Annotated in this window: 10 protein-coding genes and 4 pseudogenes; 6 read left to right on the forward strand and 8 right to left on the reverse strand. The window is 41.9% G+C overall.

The annotated features are described in order from the left end of the window. Window positions 1–3 precede the first annotated feature (3 nt). Window positions 4–727: pseudogene (locus RBL01_RS13070) on the forward strand (bacteriochlorophyll 4-vinyl reductase); the annotation flags it as partial. Between the two features lie 158 nt (window positions 728–885). Continuing rightward, window positions 886–2,163, forward strand: a complete 1,278-nt coding sequence (locus tag RBL01_RS13075; RefSeq protein WP_072538804.1) for an ISL3 family transposase — start codon at window positions 886–888, stop codon at window positions 2,161–2,163. A 150-nt stretch (window positions 2,164–2,313) separates the two neighbouring features. Here RBL01_RS13075 and RBL01_RS13080 read toward each other — a convergent pair whose 3' ends face one another. Together RBL01_RS13080 and RBL01_RS13085 are read right to left on the reverse strand one after the other, a co-directional pair. Beyond that, window positions 2,314–2,577, reverse strand: coding sequence for a hypothetical protein (locus tag RBL01_RS13080; protein ID WP_008271158.1), 264 nt, complete (start codon window positions 2,575–2,577; stop codon window positions 2,314–2,316). 46 nt (window positions 2,578–2,623) lie between these two features. Continuing rightward, window positions 2,624–7,372, reverse strand: a complete 4,749-nt coding sequence (locus RBL01_RS13085) for a S8 family serine peptidase (protein ID WP_410779663.1) — start codon at window positions 7,370–7,372, stop codon at window positions 2,624–2,626. A 474-nt stretch (window positions 7,373–7,846) separates the two neighbouring features. Here RBL01_RS13085 and RBL01_RS13090 point away from each other — a divergent pair. Further along, window positions 7,847–8,263, forward strand: a pseudogene (locus RBL01_RS13090) (tyrosine-type recombinase/integrase); the annotation flags it as partial. A 192-nt stretch (window positions 8,264–8,455) separates the two neighbouring features. After that, complete coding sequence (locus tag RBL01_RS13095) at window positions 8,456–9,043, forward strand: recombinase family protein (protein WP_002330479.1); 588 nt, start codon at window positions 8,456–8,458, stop codon at window positions 9,041–9,043. A 93-nt stretch (window positions 9,044–9,136) separates the two neighbouring features. On the opposite strand, the gene RBL01_RS13100 is transcribed toward RBL01_RS13095, so the two are convergent. Beyond that, window positions 9,137–12,109 carry an Eco57I restriction-modification methylase domain-containing protein gene (locus RBL01_RS13100; protein WP_307781022.1) on the reverse strand — a complete coding sequence of 991 codons (2,973 nt, stop codon included), beginning with the start codon at window positions 12,107–12,109 and terminating at the stop codon, window positions 9,137–9,139. Here RBL01_RS13100 and RBL01_RS13105 point away from each other — a divergent pair. Further along, window positions 12,105–12,257, forward strand: a pseudogene (locus RBL01_RS13105) (IS982 family transposase); the annotation flags it as partial. The gene RBL01_RS13100 and the pseudogene RBL01_RS13105 overlap by 5 nt on opposite strands. Before the next feature lie 689 nt (window positions 12,258–12,946). Here the strand turns inward: RBL01_RS13105 and RBL01_RS13110 are convergent. The 3 genes from RBL01_RS13110 to RBL01_RS13120 form a co-directional block, all read right to left on the reverse strand. After that, window positions 12,947–13,489: a site-specific integrase gene (locus RBL01_RS13110; RefSeq protein ID WP_050582853.1), complete on the reverse strand. Its 543-nt coding sequence runs from the start codon at window positions 13,487–13,489 to the stop codon at window positions 12,947–12,949. A gap of 429 nt (window positions 13,490–13,918) precedes the next feature. Continuing rightward, entirely contained in the window at window positions 13,919–14,215 is a 297-nt protein-coding gene (locus tag RBL01_RS13115; protein ID WP_002330390.1) for a DUF4298 domain-containing protein, read from the reverse strand. Window positions 14,216–14,516: 301 nt separating this feature from the next. Next, a complete protein-coding gene (locus RBL01_RS13120; RefSeq protein ID WP_038810181.1) occupies window positions 14,517–14,768 on the reverse strand; it encodes a hypothetical protein in 252 nt (83 codons plus the stop codon). 311 nt (window positions 14,769–15,079) lie between these two features. On the opposite strand from RBL01_RS13120, the gene RBL01_RS13125 reads away from it, so the two are divergent. Beyond that, window positions 15,080–16,021: an IS30 family transposase gene (locus RBL01_RS13125; RefSeq protein WP_200771310.1), complete on the forward strand. Its 942-nt coding sequence runs from the start codon at window positions 15,080–15,082 to the stop codon at window positions 16,019–16,021. Between the two features lie 62 nt (window positions 16,022–16,083). Here RBL01_RS13125 and RBL01_RS13130 read toward each other — a convergent pair. Both RBL01_RS13130 and RBL01_RS13135 read right to left on the reverse strand, forming a co-directional pair. Next, a pseudogene (locus RBL01_RS13130) lies at window positions 16,084–16,209 on the reverse strand (GNAT family N-acetyltransferase); the annotation flags it as partial. Between the two features lie 75 nt (window positions 16,210–16,284). Continuing rightward, entirely contained in the window at window positions 16,285–16,638 is a 354-nt protein-coding gene (locus RBL01_RS13135) for a bacteriocin immunity protein (protein WP_038809770.1), read from the reverse strand. Window positions 16,639–16,670 lie beyond the last annotated feature (32 nt).

The raw sequence follows: 16,670 nt of genomic DNA on the forward strand, positions 1-16,670 counted from the left end.
AAAATGGCAATAAATAAGGAAAGCGTAGCATTAAATGTAATCAACGAATCTTTGAAATTACCTTTTATCAAAGTAGATCGCTCTGATTTTTTAACTAAAACATTTAGTAACAAAATAGATGATATGCCAAAGTTATTCAAGGAAGGTCCTTAGGCTTTTTTTTTCAAAAGAAGAACTTGATCGTATTGCTAGTAACGTTATCAATTCAAATGTATTGAAATCCTCATCAATATCATTTGCAAGTGGGTAACCAGGTGGCGTAGCTATTGCAGCAACCATTCCTGCTGATATGGCTCAGTTTTATGGATACTCTTTAAAACTAGCTCAAGAAATATTATACGTATATGGCTATCAGAATATTTGGGCTAACCAAGACGAATTAACGGAAGATGCAAAAAACACGCTAATTCTTTACTTAGGTATCATGTTTGGTGTGAGTTCCGCTGGATCAACTATTCGTATTTTATCTAATAAATTAGCCTTACAAGCACTAAAACAGCTACCTAATAAAACGTTAACTAAGCATCTTTACTTTACAATATTGAAAAAGGTACTGGCTATCTTTGGAACAAAATTAACGAAAGCAACTTTTGCTAAGGGAGTATCCAAAGTTATTCCAGTCGTAGGGGGAGTTTTATCAGGAAGCATGAACTATCTGACATTAAAACCAATGGCTAACAAACTGAAAGATGAGTTGGGTAAATCCGTCAACTATACGCAACAAGATATTAAAATATTAGGCGCTACGATATTTGGAGTTGACAGGCAGCTTGCCTACCAGCTCCTTTTTCTATACCATTTCTATATTTGAACGCGCAAAAAGGACATTACACTTTCTGCTCGTTCACTGTCCCGACCAAAGAATAGAGAATAGGAGTTTGTGTAATGTCCCTTACAAGTAAGTCTATCCGAATGGTTCTAGAAATCAAGGACCCTAACATTATCTTTACGCAAGACGCTGTCATTGAAGAAATTCGGGGCGCTAAAGCCCTTGTCTTCTATGCCGAACTTAAACTCCAACCAGAGCATTGCCCTGCCTGTGGCTTTGCCAGCAAACTAGTTCGTTATGGGTTTGAACGTACCTGCGTACTTATGCCCAGTTACAGCTACCGTCCCACCTATATAAAGCTTAGCCGTCAGCGATTTCGTTGTGAATTGTGCCGGTCGGTCTTTCAGAGTGAGACTGATTACGTCCGAGCGCGTAGCACCATCAGCACCCCAGTCCGCCAGATGGTGCTATTTGAAGCCTTCAGCAACTGTCCATTAACCGACATTGCGCGACGCTTCCACGTGGCTGATAAGACCGTCCAGCGGATTATTGATGAAGAAGCGGCGAAGCATAACTACTATCAAAAGCTATGGCTCCCGAAGCATCTGGCTTTTGATGAGTTCAAAGCTACCAACAAAATGAGCTTCATCTGGGGTGATGGCGATCGACACCAGATTGGCGCAATTCTACCGAGCCGGACGGCATACGCAATAACGAAGTACTTTGAAGGCTTTCCACTCAGTGTCCGCCAGCAAGTGCAGACAGTGTCATTAGACCTGAACGCCGGATATATCAACCTAGTTCCACGTTTGTTTCCAAACGCCAAGATAGTTGTGGATCGGTTCCATATCGTCCAGATGGTGTCGACCGCCCTCAACATGGTCCGTATCCAAGTAATGAAGGGTCTATCTAAGCGTAGCAAGGAATACCGATTCATGAAACGCGAGTGGAAAATCTTTCTTAAGGACTTCAACGAACTTGAAGCAATAAAACCCACGTATCACACCAGCGTCGGCTATTACGAAACAACTGTAAATCTGGTCGCCAAGAGCTTAGACCTGAGCCCGGAGTTCCGGGCAGCATATGAAGTCTACCAAGAGATTATAGGAGCGGTTAGAAAGCGTGATGCGTCAGCACTCGCAGCCGCACTAGAGAGCTATCGATCATTAGGAAACCGAATGGATCAGTCTATCAAAACGTTAAAGAAGTACAAGAGACAAGTCATCAATGCATTACGCTATGAGTACTCAATTGGCTTCCTTGAGGGTATTAACGGCATCATCAAGAAGATTAAGAACACTGCGTACGGCTATACGAATTGGAACAATTTCATCAATCGTATATTCCTGGAACGGGTTTGGCTCAGAGCTAAGAGCAGCAAGGCAGCACCATAATAAAAGCACCTAGACCAATTAAGGCCTAGATGCTTCACAAAAGATCTATCAACTCTACTTGACGAAGAGCCAACAATTGCCGAGACAAACGCAAAAAGCCGGCACACTTCGCAATCAATGCGCCGTGTACCGACTTCAAGTTCTTTATGATTACCGCCCATCCACCAATTCGAGGTGGTAGCCGCGGCGGCGTATTTCACTGGCGTAGTTATCGGGTAAGGGCTCATCAAACCGGAGTTCAACGAGTACGTGCTGCCTGCCAGCGTCGTCCCGTACCGTGAAAACGTGCGCCGATCCGGGCTCGTGCGGGCGTACATCCAGCACCACCTGGTCAGGAGAGAGTTCTCCCCGCTGGCGCGCCTGCACCAACGCGGTCAACACCCGGTCTAAATTAGTAATGGTCACTGGTTGCATCCTCTTCACCCCCCCCCCGATGTTGCCGCTATCGTCTACATATAAACTATACACGCCGCTTCCGGGATGCAAGTCCAGCCAGTCCCAGCACGCTGAGGATAGCTAGACCGATTGCGGCCAACGGGCTGTGTGTTTCCCCCGTCGCCGGCAGTGCCGCTGCAGTCGTAGTTGCTGGGCTTTGACCTTGCTCAGCACCACTCTGCGGACGACCTGCCTGGCTGGCGGCAGGTACTAGCTGTACGCCACCCTGACCATCATTCTTGTAACCAGGTGCAGCAGGGTGCACGTCTGGAGCGCCCTGCGCCTGCCCGCGCTGCCCACCATCAACCCCGGGGCTGGTGATGGCGGCAGGTACTAGCTGTACGCCACCCTGACCATCATTCTTGTAACCAGGTGCAGCAGGGTGCACGTCTGGAGCGCCCTGCGCCTGCCCGCGCTGCCCACCATCAACCACGGGGCTAGTGATGGCGGTACCCTTACTGCCCTGCGATTTTGGTGTCACGCTAGTTGCGTCCACCCGTACGACGTGGAAAACCTTCGTGATGGTGTTACCCACCATATCCACGGCAGTCACGGTGAAGTAGTTATCGCCCTCCAACAGGTTGTACGTCTGGCTAAAGTCAGCCGCCCCATAAGGGTTTGAGCTGGCCGCATCCGCATCCACGTGGTTGTTAAACCCAGCCAGGTTCTTCTGGTGCACAACGTTATCGCCGTTCGTGTACAGCCGGTAGCCATTCACGTTATCGTTTACGGTGCCCGTGACGGTAAAGGTCGGGTCTGACGTCGTGATATCGTAGTTACCATCCGCATCAACCGTCAACGTGTCGGCTTGCGGCATGGACAAAGTTGGGAAGACGGTGTCCAGGTAGATCTGGAGCGCGCCGTAAGCCGTGCTACTTGCCGTCGTACCGTCATCGTTGGTCGTAGTCGTCGTCAGACGGTAACCAACTGACTGCTGCTCAGCGGCTTTGAATGGTACCGTGAAGCTGAACGTCCCGTCCGCGTTAATCGCAACCGCCTTGGTCGGCTCGGTAGCATCAGTCACCGTCATGGCTTTCCCGGCAGGATCAGCCACCTTACCCGTAATCGTCAGTTCACCAGTCTGCGGGTCGTAAACGTCCGCCACCTGATCAGCACCCACCAACGTAAACGTGTTGTCGTTAAACTTATCAAAGGAAAGCCCAGCAGTTGGCTGTGCGTGCGTCGTAATGTCCGCAAAGGCGCGCCCACTAAGCACTGGCGCCCCGGTCGTGACCGTAGCGTCCGCAGCCGCGTCTGCGTTATCGCGCAGGGCAATCACCGTGTGTGGATTCGTTGTGCTGAAGTGACCGTATCCGGCAGTGCCGTCAGCGTCAAGGAAGACGATCATTTCGTCCCCGTCAGCACGTCCAGCCCGCTTGTATTCGCCAAAGTTAGCGGTCGGGTACAGTACGGTGCCCACAAAGTCGCCGTAGGGAGCCCCTTCGGTCAGGTTAAACGTCACGATACCAGTAGCCGTATCGACTTTGCCTGGGAACACTTTGCCCGCCCTAGCGTCGGTTGCGTAAACAATCCAATCGACACCCGCCGGCACCTGGGCGTACGCGGTGAAACTCGTCTGGTCGGACACGGCCTGCACGAAACCCTTCGTACGCCAATAGTTATTACTACCGTCACCGACTTGCCAACTAAACTGCGGTGCGACGTTGGCGGTAGTATCGGTTGCTGAGGCTGAAGTAGTACCCGCAAACGCCTGTACACTCGCGCTGGTGTGGTTGCCAGCAACGTCCGTCACCGTCAAGGTCAGCTGCCCATCGCTCGTTGCTAGGGCGGCCATTTGCGCTGCCGTCAGTTTGAAGCTGATTGTCCCAGCGTTACTTTGCCCGTTGTTATCGAGACTCACCCCATACTCCTGGGCGCCAATCTTGAGCACCGCGTCACTAAACTGGCTGAACCCCGCACCCTGGTCGTTGTAGCTGGCCGTCAACTGACCTTCGGCGTAAGTCAGACCGGTCAGAGTCGGTGCGACGGTATCCACGGCTACAGGTAAATCAAAGTTTTGTTCCTGCTCCGCCCCGTCGTTGTACTGCTCAGTCACAATCCGGTAAGTGTACCTACCATCCGGCGCCGTGATGTACTTGCCCGTCTGTTGGTCGTAAATCCGACCATCCCAGGTAAACGCGTCAGCATCCAGACGCATGTCGGTGCTCAACCCTAAGTCAGAGTTGTGCCTGAAGCCATTTTGCAGGTATGACTTGGTCGTGTTGTTCTCCTTGTCGAGCACGCGAACCAAGTTACCATTAGCGTCCAGTATCTGAATGGTGACCGCCTTGAGGTTCTGCTTGGCAAAGACGTATGGGTACACGGTATCACTAGCACCGTCTCCGTTAGGCGAGAACGAGACCTTGCCGTTCTCAATGTACACGGGCACCTGTCCCCACGTGTACTTGCCTGTTACGTCGCTATTCACGAGGTTGCTCAGTGAGGCAGCGTCGGTGACCCCCAGCGGGTTATTGTTGTTATCAACGAGGTACCCACCCTTAAAGATTGAATCCTGCTTGTTCGCCGGATCATCAATAATCTGCTCGGTGGTGAGGTCACCAAAGTAGCCGAGGTACGGCACACTGATGGTCTGGGTGTCGTCTCCCGCTTTAAATGTCAAGTAGCCCTCGACAATTTGGTTAGCGGCAACCGCATCATCCAACGTGAGCGTGAAGGTCACCACTTCGCTGGCACCGGGAGCGAGCGTAAACGTTGGCGTAGCACTGTTCACCGCCGCTCCTGCCAATTTCTGGTCGTGCACGATATTACCCTTACTGGTGTCCCGCACCTGCGTGAGGGGCCCACCGTCGTAGTCGACCGTGTAGCTTTGGGTCGTCTGTCCGTAATTGGTTAAAGTCACGTTGAAGCTGGTCGTCTGCCCGATTTTACCCAGCGATACCGAGCCGGCGTTATTTGTACCCTCGGCAGCGACGTCCAAGTTCCCCGCCTTGGTCACATCAATTTGTCCAGCACCCTGGCGCCGCGGGGAGACGTAGGTGTCCGGGTAGTTTAAGTCAATCATTGGGTCTGCCGCGTTCATTAACGCTAGCTTAACGGCCTTAACCAGGTCCGCGCCCTGCAATTCTGGACGGGTTGCCTTGAGTTTCTGCATGACTAGTAGGGCCGCACCGGCATCGTACGGGCCAGCCATGGAAGTACCGGACTCAACCGCGTATGTTTGGGTATTGGTTTTCGGGTCAATGGCCGTGGAGGTCACACGATCACCGGGCGCCGCGATGTCCGGCTTAAGCGTATAGTCCGCCATCGGTCCCCACGAGGAGAATCCATCCATTTCAGAATCAGCACCAGTCGCACTCTTCTCGGCGGCGACGGTCATCGCGGACGCTGCGGCACCGGGATCAGCAATGGTTGAATCGTTCTTCGGCACGTACGCCGTGGAAATATCATTCTTTTTATCAGAGCCCACAATGCTGGCCGCGTTGCCGTTGTTGCTGGCCGAGATGGAAACAAAGACTCCGTGGTCGGTAGCGTACTGCACGGCGGCTTGCTCCTCGTCGGTCAGATCTTGTTCGGCCACACCAACTCCCAGTGACATTTGGATGGCATTGGCTCCCATCGAAACGGCGTCCCTTATTGCCCGGGAAATATCGTTAGCATTTTCGTCCGGGAACTCATCAATGACCTGCATCGCCAAAATCTGGGCTTCCGGGGCGACCCCTTTGACGTAGACTGACGCTTTAGACGTACCGGTAGCGCCATCGGCAACCGTCCCGTTGGCGGCAATAATACCAGCGACGTGTTCACCGTGCGTAGACCCGGACACCGTAGTCCCCGTGTTGACACTATCGTTGTTCACGTAATCGTAGGCAAAGGGAATCTTGCTGTTGACGTACGTGCCGTGCCCTAGCTTAGCAATAGCGGCCTCCGCGGCGTCTTTGCTAATCGCCGCCGTACTATCGTCAGTCAACCGCAAGTCTGCGTGTGGTTGGACCCCAGAATCGATCACGGCCACAACCATGCCCTGACCCTGATAACCCTCATTCCACAAGCCCTCAACGTTCCCCTTGGTCAACGTATCCTGGTTTGCGGGACCGGGATCGGCGGTTGCGTCGGCTGTAGCCTGCGCGGTGGTGGTAGCGGCAGGTGTCGTCGTGGTTGCAGCGCTTGAACTCGACGCGCTCGCACCACTGGTGGCAGTGGCGCCGCTAGTGGCTGCACTTGAGCCAGCCTGCGATTGACTCGTAGTAGTAGCTGGCGTCGCCTGTGACGCGGTAGCTGATGATTGCGCTGGCGTCGTGCCCTCCTCCGTAGCCGTGCTACTTTGCGTGTGGTTGTCCGCTGCATTTTGCGCGTCGTCCACCGCGGTGGACGACTGTCCGGTCGTTTCCGTGTCGGTTTGCGTTTGTACCGTTGCCGCCAATGTGGTTGCAGCGCTTGAACTCGACGCGCTCGCACCACTGGTGGCAGTGGTGGCAGTGGCGCCGCTAGTGGTTGCACTTGAGCCAGCCTGCGATTGACTCGTAGTAGTAGCTGGCGTCGTGCCCTCCTCCGTAGCCGTGCTACTTTGCGTGTGGTTGTCCGCTGCATTTTGCGCGTCGTCCACCGCGGTGGACGATTGTCCGGTCGTTTCCGTGTCGGTTTGCGTTTGTACCGTTGCCGCCGCCGTGGTATCGGCCGACACTGATTGTGTGGCGTAACCACTCAGCACAATAGCTCCCGCACTAACGGTAATGATTGCCGCCGCTACCCCCTTGGATCCCGACTTATATAACTTGTAGTGCCTCTTCATTTCGGTCATCGAATTTCTACGCATTCGTGACTCCCCCCCTCATATTGGTTGTTGAGCACGCCATCTTCCCAGACAAAGCTTTGCAAAAACACAAATCGTTCACATTTTTAACTCATTTAATTTTAATTTGCTCAACAAGGATAATTTATCGCATCACATCAGCATTGTCAAGACGGTGAATATCGGTGTATCGATAATTACGACATATTGGGACCACTTGACCGCCGCATAATTATGAGAGTTAGCTAGCACCGATTTTAATTTTGTGGCAAAACAAAGGAGGACACGCTGAGACAGGTGTGCCCTCCATAAAACATTATTGGCGCTACGATATTTGGAGCTGGTAGGTAAGCTGCCTATCAACTCCAAATATCGTAGCGCCAAATATTAAACGAAGAAGATGTATTAGTTACAGAGTATGAGCCAAAAGGTACAACAACATACGATCCGTCTGATATCAATCAAATAGACAAAATTTAATTAACGGGGAGGTATATGATGTCTCAACAGATTGTACTGCCAATTGAAGACTCAAACGTATTAAAGATGGTACAGGACACCTTGTTAGATAGTTTTCGCGCTGGTCGTCGAAACTACACCATCTTCCAAGTTGGAAAAGCCACTCTACTACGGGTGAGTGATGTCATGACGTTAAAAAAATCAGATGTCTATAATCCCGAAGGAACTGTTATAAATACGGCCTTTATTCATGATAAAAAGACAGGCAAAGCAAACACCTTATATTTAAAGCCCGTCCAACAAGACTTGCTACAATATCATGATTGGCTAGTCCAACAGAATATCACTTCGGATTGGTTATTTCCCTCAACGTCCCATCCAGATCGACATATAACGGAGAAGCAGTTTTATAAGGTGATGACACGCGTTGGCGATCTATTAGGTATGGGGTCACTGGAACAACTAAACAGAAAATAGCGGTAGGTTTTGGAAATAGTTATTTAGAATCGTTTTTACAATGACTTTTTGAAACTATGAAACATTGTTATATCAAGCTTTTAAAACGTATTTTACTGATTTTCAAAACCTATTGCAAAATAGAAGAGAATTCTTCATAATAAGCAAGAATATAATTTTGAGGGGATTTATATGATTATTGGTTATGCTAGAGTATCGAAAGACGACCAAAATTTAGATCGTCAAATTGATCAGTTAAAAAATTTTGGCGCAGAGAAGATTATTCAAGAAAAATATACGGGAACAAAAAGAAATCGACCTGGTATTGAGCAGCTTCTCCAGACTATACGAAAAGGCGATATTGTTGTGGTAGAAAGTATTTCTAGGCTTGGACGTAATACTTTGGATATTTTGAACTTGATTCAAGAATTGGATCAAAAACAAATTCAATTTGTTTCTCTCAAAGAAAATATGAATACTTCAACACCCACGGGGAAGGCCATGTTACAAATGATGAGTGTGATTGCTGAATTGGAACGTAATCTATTAGCTGATCGAGTCCGTGAAGGAATCGAAGCTAGCAAAAAACGAGGTGTAGCGATTGGCCGTCCTAAAGTTCCACAGGAGAAGTTAGATATTGCAGTTCGAATGTACAAAAGTGGAGATTATTCAATCAAAGAGATTATTGAAACAAATCAGATATCTACAGGAACATTTTATCGTGAAATTAATCGACTAAAACTGAAAAAGTTAAACAAAAAAAACGAACAACTAACGTAATTTATCGTCAGTTGTTCGTTTTTCTACCGCTTTTTCTGTACAGATGTTCCTGTGACCCCATAATGATCGACAAAATAAAATGTATTTGGTATATTAATCCATCTGTCTAACTTTACCCTCAATAAAATCAATATCATCTTGAGATAATTTGTATTTTGTATAGAGCTGTTGGTCAATTTCTGGGATTGATTTTGCCCAGTTGATGTCAGAATTACTATTAAATTCTTGAAGTGGTACAAATTTCCATTTATCCCTCGGATTATCTTGAGTAACTTTAAGTACCCCTAATAAAGCACGTGCAAATTTTGATTTAATATATTTTAATGCATTATGTGCTTCTTCTTCGTTATCAAAAGCACCAATAGAAATAAATGTTTCAGTAAAAGCAACAAATGGTTCAAGAACTAAAGGAGCCCCTATCATCTTTGATGGTTTGTCTTTCAGTAATCCTGTTCCATTAGCTTTCGGTAAAACAACTTTGAATTTAGTGTAATCAGGTGTATGAGTTATATATCTTGTATCTACCCAAAAATACTCTCTATTTTTATCCAATAATCCCAGTACTTTAGTATATTTTCTTCCATCATTAGGTTTATCTTTAAAAAAGATTATGTTTTCTAATTTACCGAAAACTCCGGTTCCAACATCGTTTTTATGTCCCCTTGATTGAATATCTTCAATTTCAGGATGTTCGTTATGAGCTGTTTGTGTCAATTTATACACTCCGCGCCCCGAAACAATACTATCCAACGTATCAATACCATTGATTTTTAATTTCTTAATAATTAAATTAAGTTCAGAAAAGTTTGTCATGATACCTATTGGTTCAAAGTTTTTATTTTTATCCCAATAGGTAACTACAATAGATCCAAAATTTGTATTTGGAAAAATATTATAACTTACATTTTCAAAATAAACTATTTTTAAATGATTATCATTAATCATTTTATGATTCCAATCTTCTGGAGTTGCACCTGCATTAAATAGAAAACGAGCAGGAGTAATCAACACTGCCTTATCAGAAATGGTATAAGCAAGTTCCATGAATTTATGATAAATTGGTGGTTTTTGCGTGCTATCTCCGATACTTTTTTCTTGATGTGGGGGATTTCCTATCACTACATCAAATTTCATTACATTCAGTCCTTTTTGTATTTCATTTAAGGTTTGATCCATATTTGATTTGAGTTTTTGATCAATTTCTTCTACATATAAAATATTAGTCGTCCAATCATTATATCCTGCTAATGTACGCCGCGTTATAGTCTTGGCCATAGGCGTTTTAGCAATGACATAAATATTTTCTTTCAAAACTTCTTGTATTATTTCATCATCATCAATCTTGCTGAATCTTCCTGCTCGATCATCGTTTAGCTTATTTCGTTTTTGATGAAATAATGAACTTGCTACATAGAGAGGATATAGCCCTGTTTTAGAATTAATTTCAAGAATTTTAGTATTCGGTTTAAATACTTCTTTTGTGATCTCTGTATCAACCCAAGTGATCGAATCTTGCCCGTTCGATGTAGTGTTTTCAAAGTTTTCATCAAAATAACGTAATCCGCCAATTGTTTTAGAAAGCTGTAGATTAACAACTCTCCATGAGGTCAAAACAGTTTCTTTATCTGGGTTTTTAAATGTTCCAAAAAGTTCTGCAATTTTCTCTGCTCTTTCTGTGTACTCTAGATCATCATAAGACTGAGCCCTCTGTCGGATAATTCTTCCTGCCTCGACAAAAACCTCTGGATCATAATACTTTGCGAACCGCTTAAAATCAGACTTTTTAATGCCTTTTGGCATAAACTCTTCCCATGAAATGCTATCAACGTGATTGACAAATTCATCGATTCCCATTTCCTTATCAACCTCAATAGGCATACCATAAATGATCATCGGAATTCGTATGGAAATTCCACGCAAAATTGAAATCATTGCTTTGCGTTGTTTTTTTGCTTGTTTGACTTTTTCAATAATTTCTTTTTCTTCTGTAATTCGTTCTCGAGGCTTCTTTTTCTGAGCTTTTTCTCCTTTTTCATACTCTTCATCCGTTAATCCATTGACGTTTATTTCAACTTTCTTTGGTAGTCCTGATAGGTTAGTTTTTCCAACAATTTCTTTCAAGTTATTAAAATCATTCAAATCTGCTTCATCAAGTGTAAGTAATTCATCATTGTAAAGTGAATCGTCTTCAAATCCTGAACGAACAGCTTTTTCCGCATAAACTTTTTTGAGTTGGGTAAGCATTCTATCAACATTAAAAACTTTCATACCATGGTCTGTTTGACCCAAAATAGGCATGAAATTCAGTAATTGTGTCATAGCTTCTTTTTGTTGTAATGTATTTTTCTTACCTACACCGGAATTAATTTGTGCGCTTTCAGCCATGACAGTAAGTGCACGATCTGGAGCAAAATCAAAGATATAACAATTCTTCTTCATTCCAAGTTTTTCATGAGAAAATGGCGTTTGAGCTCGAAATGCAGCTTGAAGATAATTCATAGCACTATTGGTATTTGAAAGGCAAAGAACGGCAGTCCACTCAGGGATATTAACCCCCGTTGTTAATTTACGAACAGTAAGTGTAATAGTTTTATTCTGACTGGGATCTCCTATTGCTTGCCGAACTTTATCCAAATCGCCCTCTGTTACGACTTCGTTGCTATCTGATTTATCATCTTTAACAACATTAACAATTTTGTATTCCTTTCCAAAAATCTGATGTTCATTAAGTAATTTTTCAAATGCGTTCGCTTCTTTAACTCCAGGTAATAGCCATAATGTATGCCTTAATTCATTACGGTATTGATTAGTTGAAAATGGGTAATTAGTGCTACTATCTTGATTAGTAATATTATCTAAGAATGCATTAATATCATGTTTATGAACAAACTCATTATTTTCATTCACTCGGAAAAACTCACGGAAATTAAACGATTTTGAATTATCCGAAAAGCGTTCTTTATTTTTCATATCAAACGTAAACATATTAACTTTTGGTAATGATTCATATGGATTTTTCTCTGTAGGGTGTTCTAATGAATAACGAATTTTCGCCGATTGTTCCATAGAAAAATTAGGTTGTCAAAATTTCAACTCACGTTCTGTTAAAGGGCTAGAGAGTAGATTTGAAAGCATATTACTGGCTTACAGTGTTCTATTAAGTCGAGCACAACGACGTTTTGAAGGAACTTTGAGATATTCTTTAGGATATTAAAATTAACTAGCACCACGGGTATTCTATTATAATATATTATAGCGAGGTTAATGCGCACTTACACATCACTCTAAAAACGAGTGATGTAATGGCTAAAAATCGTGTATCAGAAGTTGCTTATCGCAACAACAAAATTTCATGATAGTAGCGTCTCTTAAATGAGTGAGTCTTTGTTTAAATTTGTGATACATTTTTCTGAACCATCAAGAACTTCCTCAAAGATAAAATGCCCCAGCGCTTATTCCTCAATCGCCCTTTGTCATTGATTTTGTAATAAGAATTGCGTCCTATTCGGTTACAATCCTCACAACAAAATAGCAAATATAAAACCATAAATACTGGCAAGCTATCACATTGTAATACAAATCACTTCGTTCTTGTATTACAATGTGGCTTGAAAAAGGGGAAGTTTCACTTTCCCCTTTTATCCCCTTTGGATTGTGTCGATTTGCTTTAAGCAAACGCCAATTGCCCATTTTATAAAAATAAAATGGGCAAAAGTTCTTTCTTTTTGTCATACAAAAAGAAGAAAAAATCTCTCGTATTTTGTTTGTTCATCCACTAAAAATATGCGAACAGTATGGCTTCATTCAATCCTGTTCTTACAAGTCAAAAGCATTGAATCGTCCAAGGACGATTCAACAAAAAAAGTAGTCGTATTTGGACGACTACTAAGTTCTAAACATTCATTACCCAAAATCAATTTGGTCTAACATCGTTTCTCGACTAGCTTGATCTAATCCAAGATACGTTAAGGTCATGGCTTCACTTGAATGGTTTAATAAATGCATAACTAAGCCAATATTATAGTTTGACTGGGTATAGACCCGATAAGCGCCTGTTTTACGCGTGGTATGCGTTCCTAGATAGTTAATTCCTAAAAGATCACCAACTCGTGCCATAATCTTATAAAACTGTTTCTCGGTAATAGGACGATCAGGACGAGAAGTTGAAGGAAATAACCACTCTGAATTCATGTTTTGTTGGATGAGCCATGCATGATAAAGCATTAAATTTTGTTGGACAGTTTTTAAATATAACATATTTCCCTTACCTGTTTTTTGATCATGAATAAATGCAGTTTGTTTGACTGTTCCATCAAAATTAAAGACATCTGTTTTCTTTAATTTCATGACATCACTTACTCTTAACAAGGTCGCTTTCCCAACTTGGAAAATTGTATAGTTGCGACGACCAGCACGAAAACTATCAAATAATGTATCCTGCACCATTTTTAAGATATTTGAATCTTTGATATAAAGATAAAGAACGCTCCATTGATTTTAGTTTTAAAAATCGATTAGAAGAAAAACTAAGTGATTAAGTCGTAATTTTAGAACCTGGAAAATTGGCAACAATGGGAATTATTAATGCTCATAAAGAATTAGCTATAATTGGAAGTGACGTTAAAGACTGGTCTACTCACTCTTCCAGTAATTTACCTGAAATAAAATTCAAAATCGAAACATTTAAAAAATTTGTAGAATTAAACCTAGCATTTAAACAGTGTAAATTTACAGTAAACTTCATTGATATATAAGCGTTTGTGATGATTTGGTTTACAGTTAGATGAAAATAAAACAAAATCAAAACTATATAAAAAGTCACTAAAAATGAGTTCAGCAGGCAAGAAATGGCACCTTAAGTGGTGTTTATTTTTTTTAAAAATTTTTGTACATTTTTGAAGTTAGGTCAAGTAATACTCCAAGAAGTTCATTATGATCACCAATCATATCAAATAATTGGTCTTCTGTTAGAACACCACATTTTACTGGGATTTTTTCAATTTCCATATATTCAAACCATTTTTCACTACCATAAAAATTTTTTAATTCAATATAGTTATTGTAAATTGAGTTAAATTTTTCAACACTATCAATTAAATTAGTTAAGACTGGCATAAAAGTGTCATATTTGTTTTCCATTTGTTGAATCAGCTCTATATCTTTGTTTTCCATTTGAGAATCCTCTCTTTTTTAGCAATTATCTCAAAAAGCAATTTTTAATGCAATCATTAGTATTTAATAAAGTTATATTTAATGTTGAGATTGCCATTCTAAGCACGTCTAGATCACTGGAATGAGTGAATGCGCTTGATATTGTGCCAATTGGAAGAGATTCAAAAAATTGTATTTGTGATTCTTCGTTTTGCGAAGAATCAACCGACGTCGGTTGATATTGGTGTTATCTCAAATTAGAGTATGTATTCTATTTTTGATATGTTGGTACGTACAAACATTTGGATATTTCGAAACGTTACTAAATTTGTGTACGTTCACAAATTGGAAGTCGACTTCCATTATCTGATAACGTTATCAGATTTGACTGTTGTCCAACGATTGGACAAGTATATAGCGCTCTATTACTTAAAAGTTGCCAATTGTCAACATTTGGAAGCTCCTTAGCAACTTTCATAAATCTATGGGCTTCGGTTCTTTCAATATTTATTTTTTTGAGCCAATTTATAAAATCACCATGTGCCAAATCATTTTCTTTAACATGATTTAACATGCGACCAATTTCCCAAATTGATTGACCTGCAATGTTTTTATGATGCTGAGACTGCCATCCTAAGGCAAGGTAAAGTTTTTAAGTGGCTGATTGTCCGTAAGTTTTGATATGATTGAATTTGTAATAATTTCAAAGTGGTCAAAACTTACCGATTTATGATATAATAGTTATAGGAAAAATATACTAAGACGCTCTTTTGTGGGGCGCTTTTTTTATACCGCCGATTGTAAAATTAAGCTAGACAAATAAAAAAGTCATTTGTGCTACACTCAAGATAGTTCCCGCAAAAGAATTATAAGGAGTGAAGACAAATGACCTATCCCCAGCTTACATCAAATGAACTTGCAATGATAGAGGCGTATTATAATAATCATCAATCTGTAGCCAAAACCGCAGTACTATTGAATAGATCTAGACAAACGATTCATAAAGTTTACCAATTTTTCAAAACAGGGCACAATGCTCTAGATTATTTCAATCAATACAAGAAGAATAAAACTCGCTGTGGCAGACGTCCTATTGTCTTATCAGATGAACAAACAGAATATATTCAAAAGAGGGTTGTTCAAGGTTGGACACCTGATGTGATTGTTGGCCGTGCAGAGTTTTCTATTTCTTGTTCTATGCGTACTCTTTATCGTATGTTTAAACAAGGCGTATTTGAAGTGACTCACCGACCTATGAAAGGAAAACGTAAAGCCAACGGACACAAAGAAACTCGGGGAAAACAATCTTTTCGTCGATCACTTCGTGACAGAGGTAATGATTATTCTAAATTCAATCAAGAATTTGGCCACCTTGAAGGGGATACTATTTTGGGTAAAAAGCACAAAAGTGCTGTTATTACCCTTGTTGAGCGATTATCTAAAGTAATCATCACTCTTCAGCCAGAAGGCAGACGAGCTATAGATATTGAAAATCGTTTGAACCAATGGATGCAATCTGTACCTAAGCATCTATTCAAATCAATGACTTTTGATTGTGGAAAGGAATTTTCAAATTGGAAATCAATCAGTAATATCAATGATATTGATATCTATTTTGCAGATCCTGGTACACCATCACAAAGAGGGTTAAATGAAAACTCTAATGGTTTACCAAAGCAAATGGATTTCAACGAAGTTGATGAATCTTTTATCCAATCTATTGCATCGAAAAGAAATAATATCCCTCGAAAATCATTAAACTATAAAACACCAATAGAAGTATTCTTGAGTCACATATGCAAAGAGGAATTGTCTAACTTAATTTGACAATTAATAAAAATAAAAAAGGTAAAAAAATTTCAAGTTTCTTACCTTTTTGTTTTTAGTAGCTAGAACTCTTTATAAAAAGACACAGTGCTTCCCTTATCACAAGAAACGAATTCAAACTTCTCAAAAAAATGCCTTACTTTAGTAGCATCTTCAGTCAAAAGTATTTTTTGTCTCACATTTTTGTAATCGCATAGTTGTAATATAAAAAGAACTAGTCAAAAGCATATAAGTTTTTGACTATCTTTAGTAGGAATAACTTTTTAATTATGGCGTTGTATACTTTCTGTAAATTTATAAAATTGACTCTTGTCTGAAAAATCTCCTCTATATAATCCATTTAATCCAGCTTTTTTGCCAAATTCTCCTAACTGGATAATTAAGTTTTCTTCCTTTGAAGAGTAATGTAGTCTTCCTTTCAAGGATATACTGCGGATATATTGAACTAAGCGATTAATTAATGCTTCGGGATTTTTTACAGTGTCTAATTTTTTGTAGACTTGCAAAAGCACATCTTCAATGTCTAATAGCTCATTCGATTGTTCTTTTCGCTCACATAAACAATTATATAATGCATGTATAGTTGTTCTTTCATTAGTTAACTTTGACTCGGTCATACTTCATCATCTCCAATTTTTTCTATTTTACG

Source organism: Enterococcus sp. SB12 (assembly GCF_030910025.2).
GTDB classification, from domain to species: domain Bacteria; phylum Bacillota; class Bacilli; order Lactobacillales; family Enterococcaceae; genus Enterococcus_B; species Enterococcus_B faecium.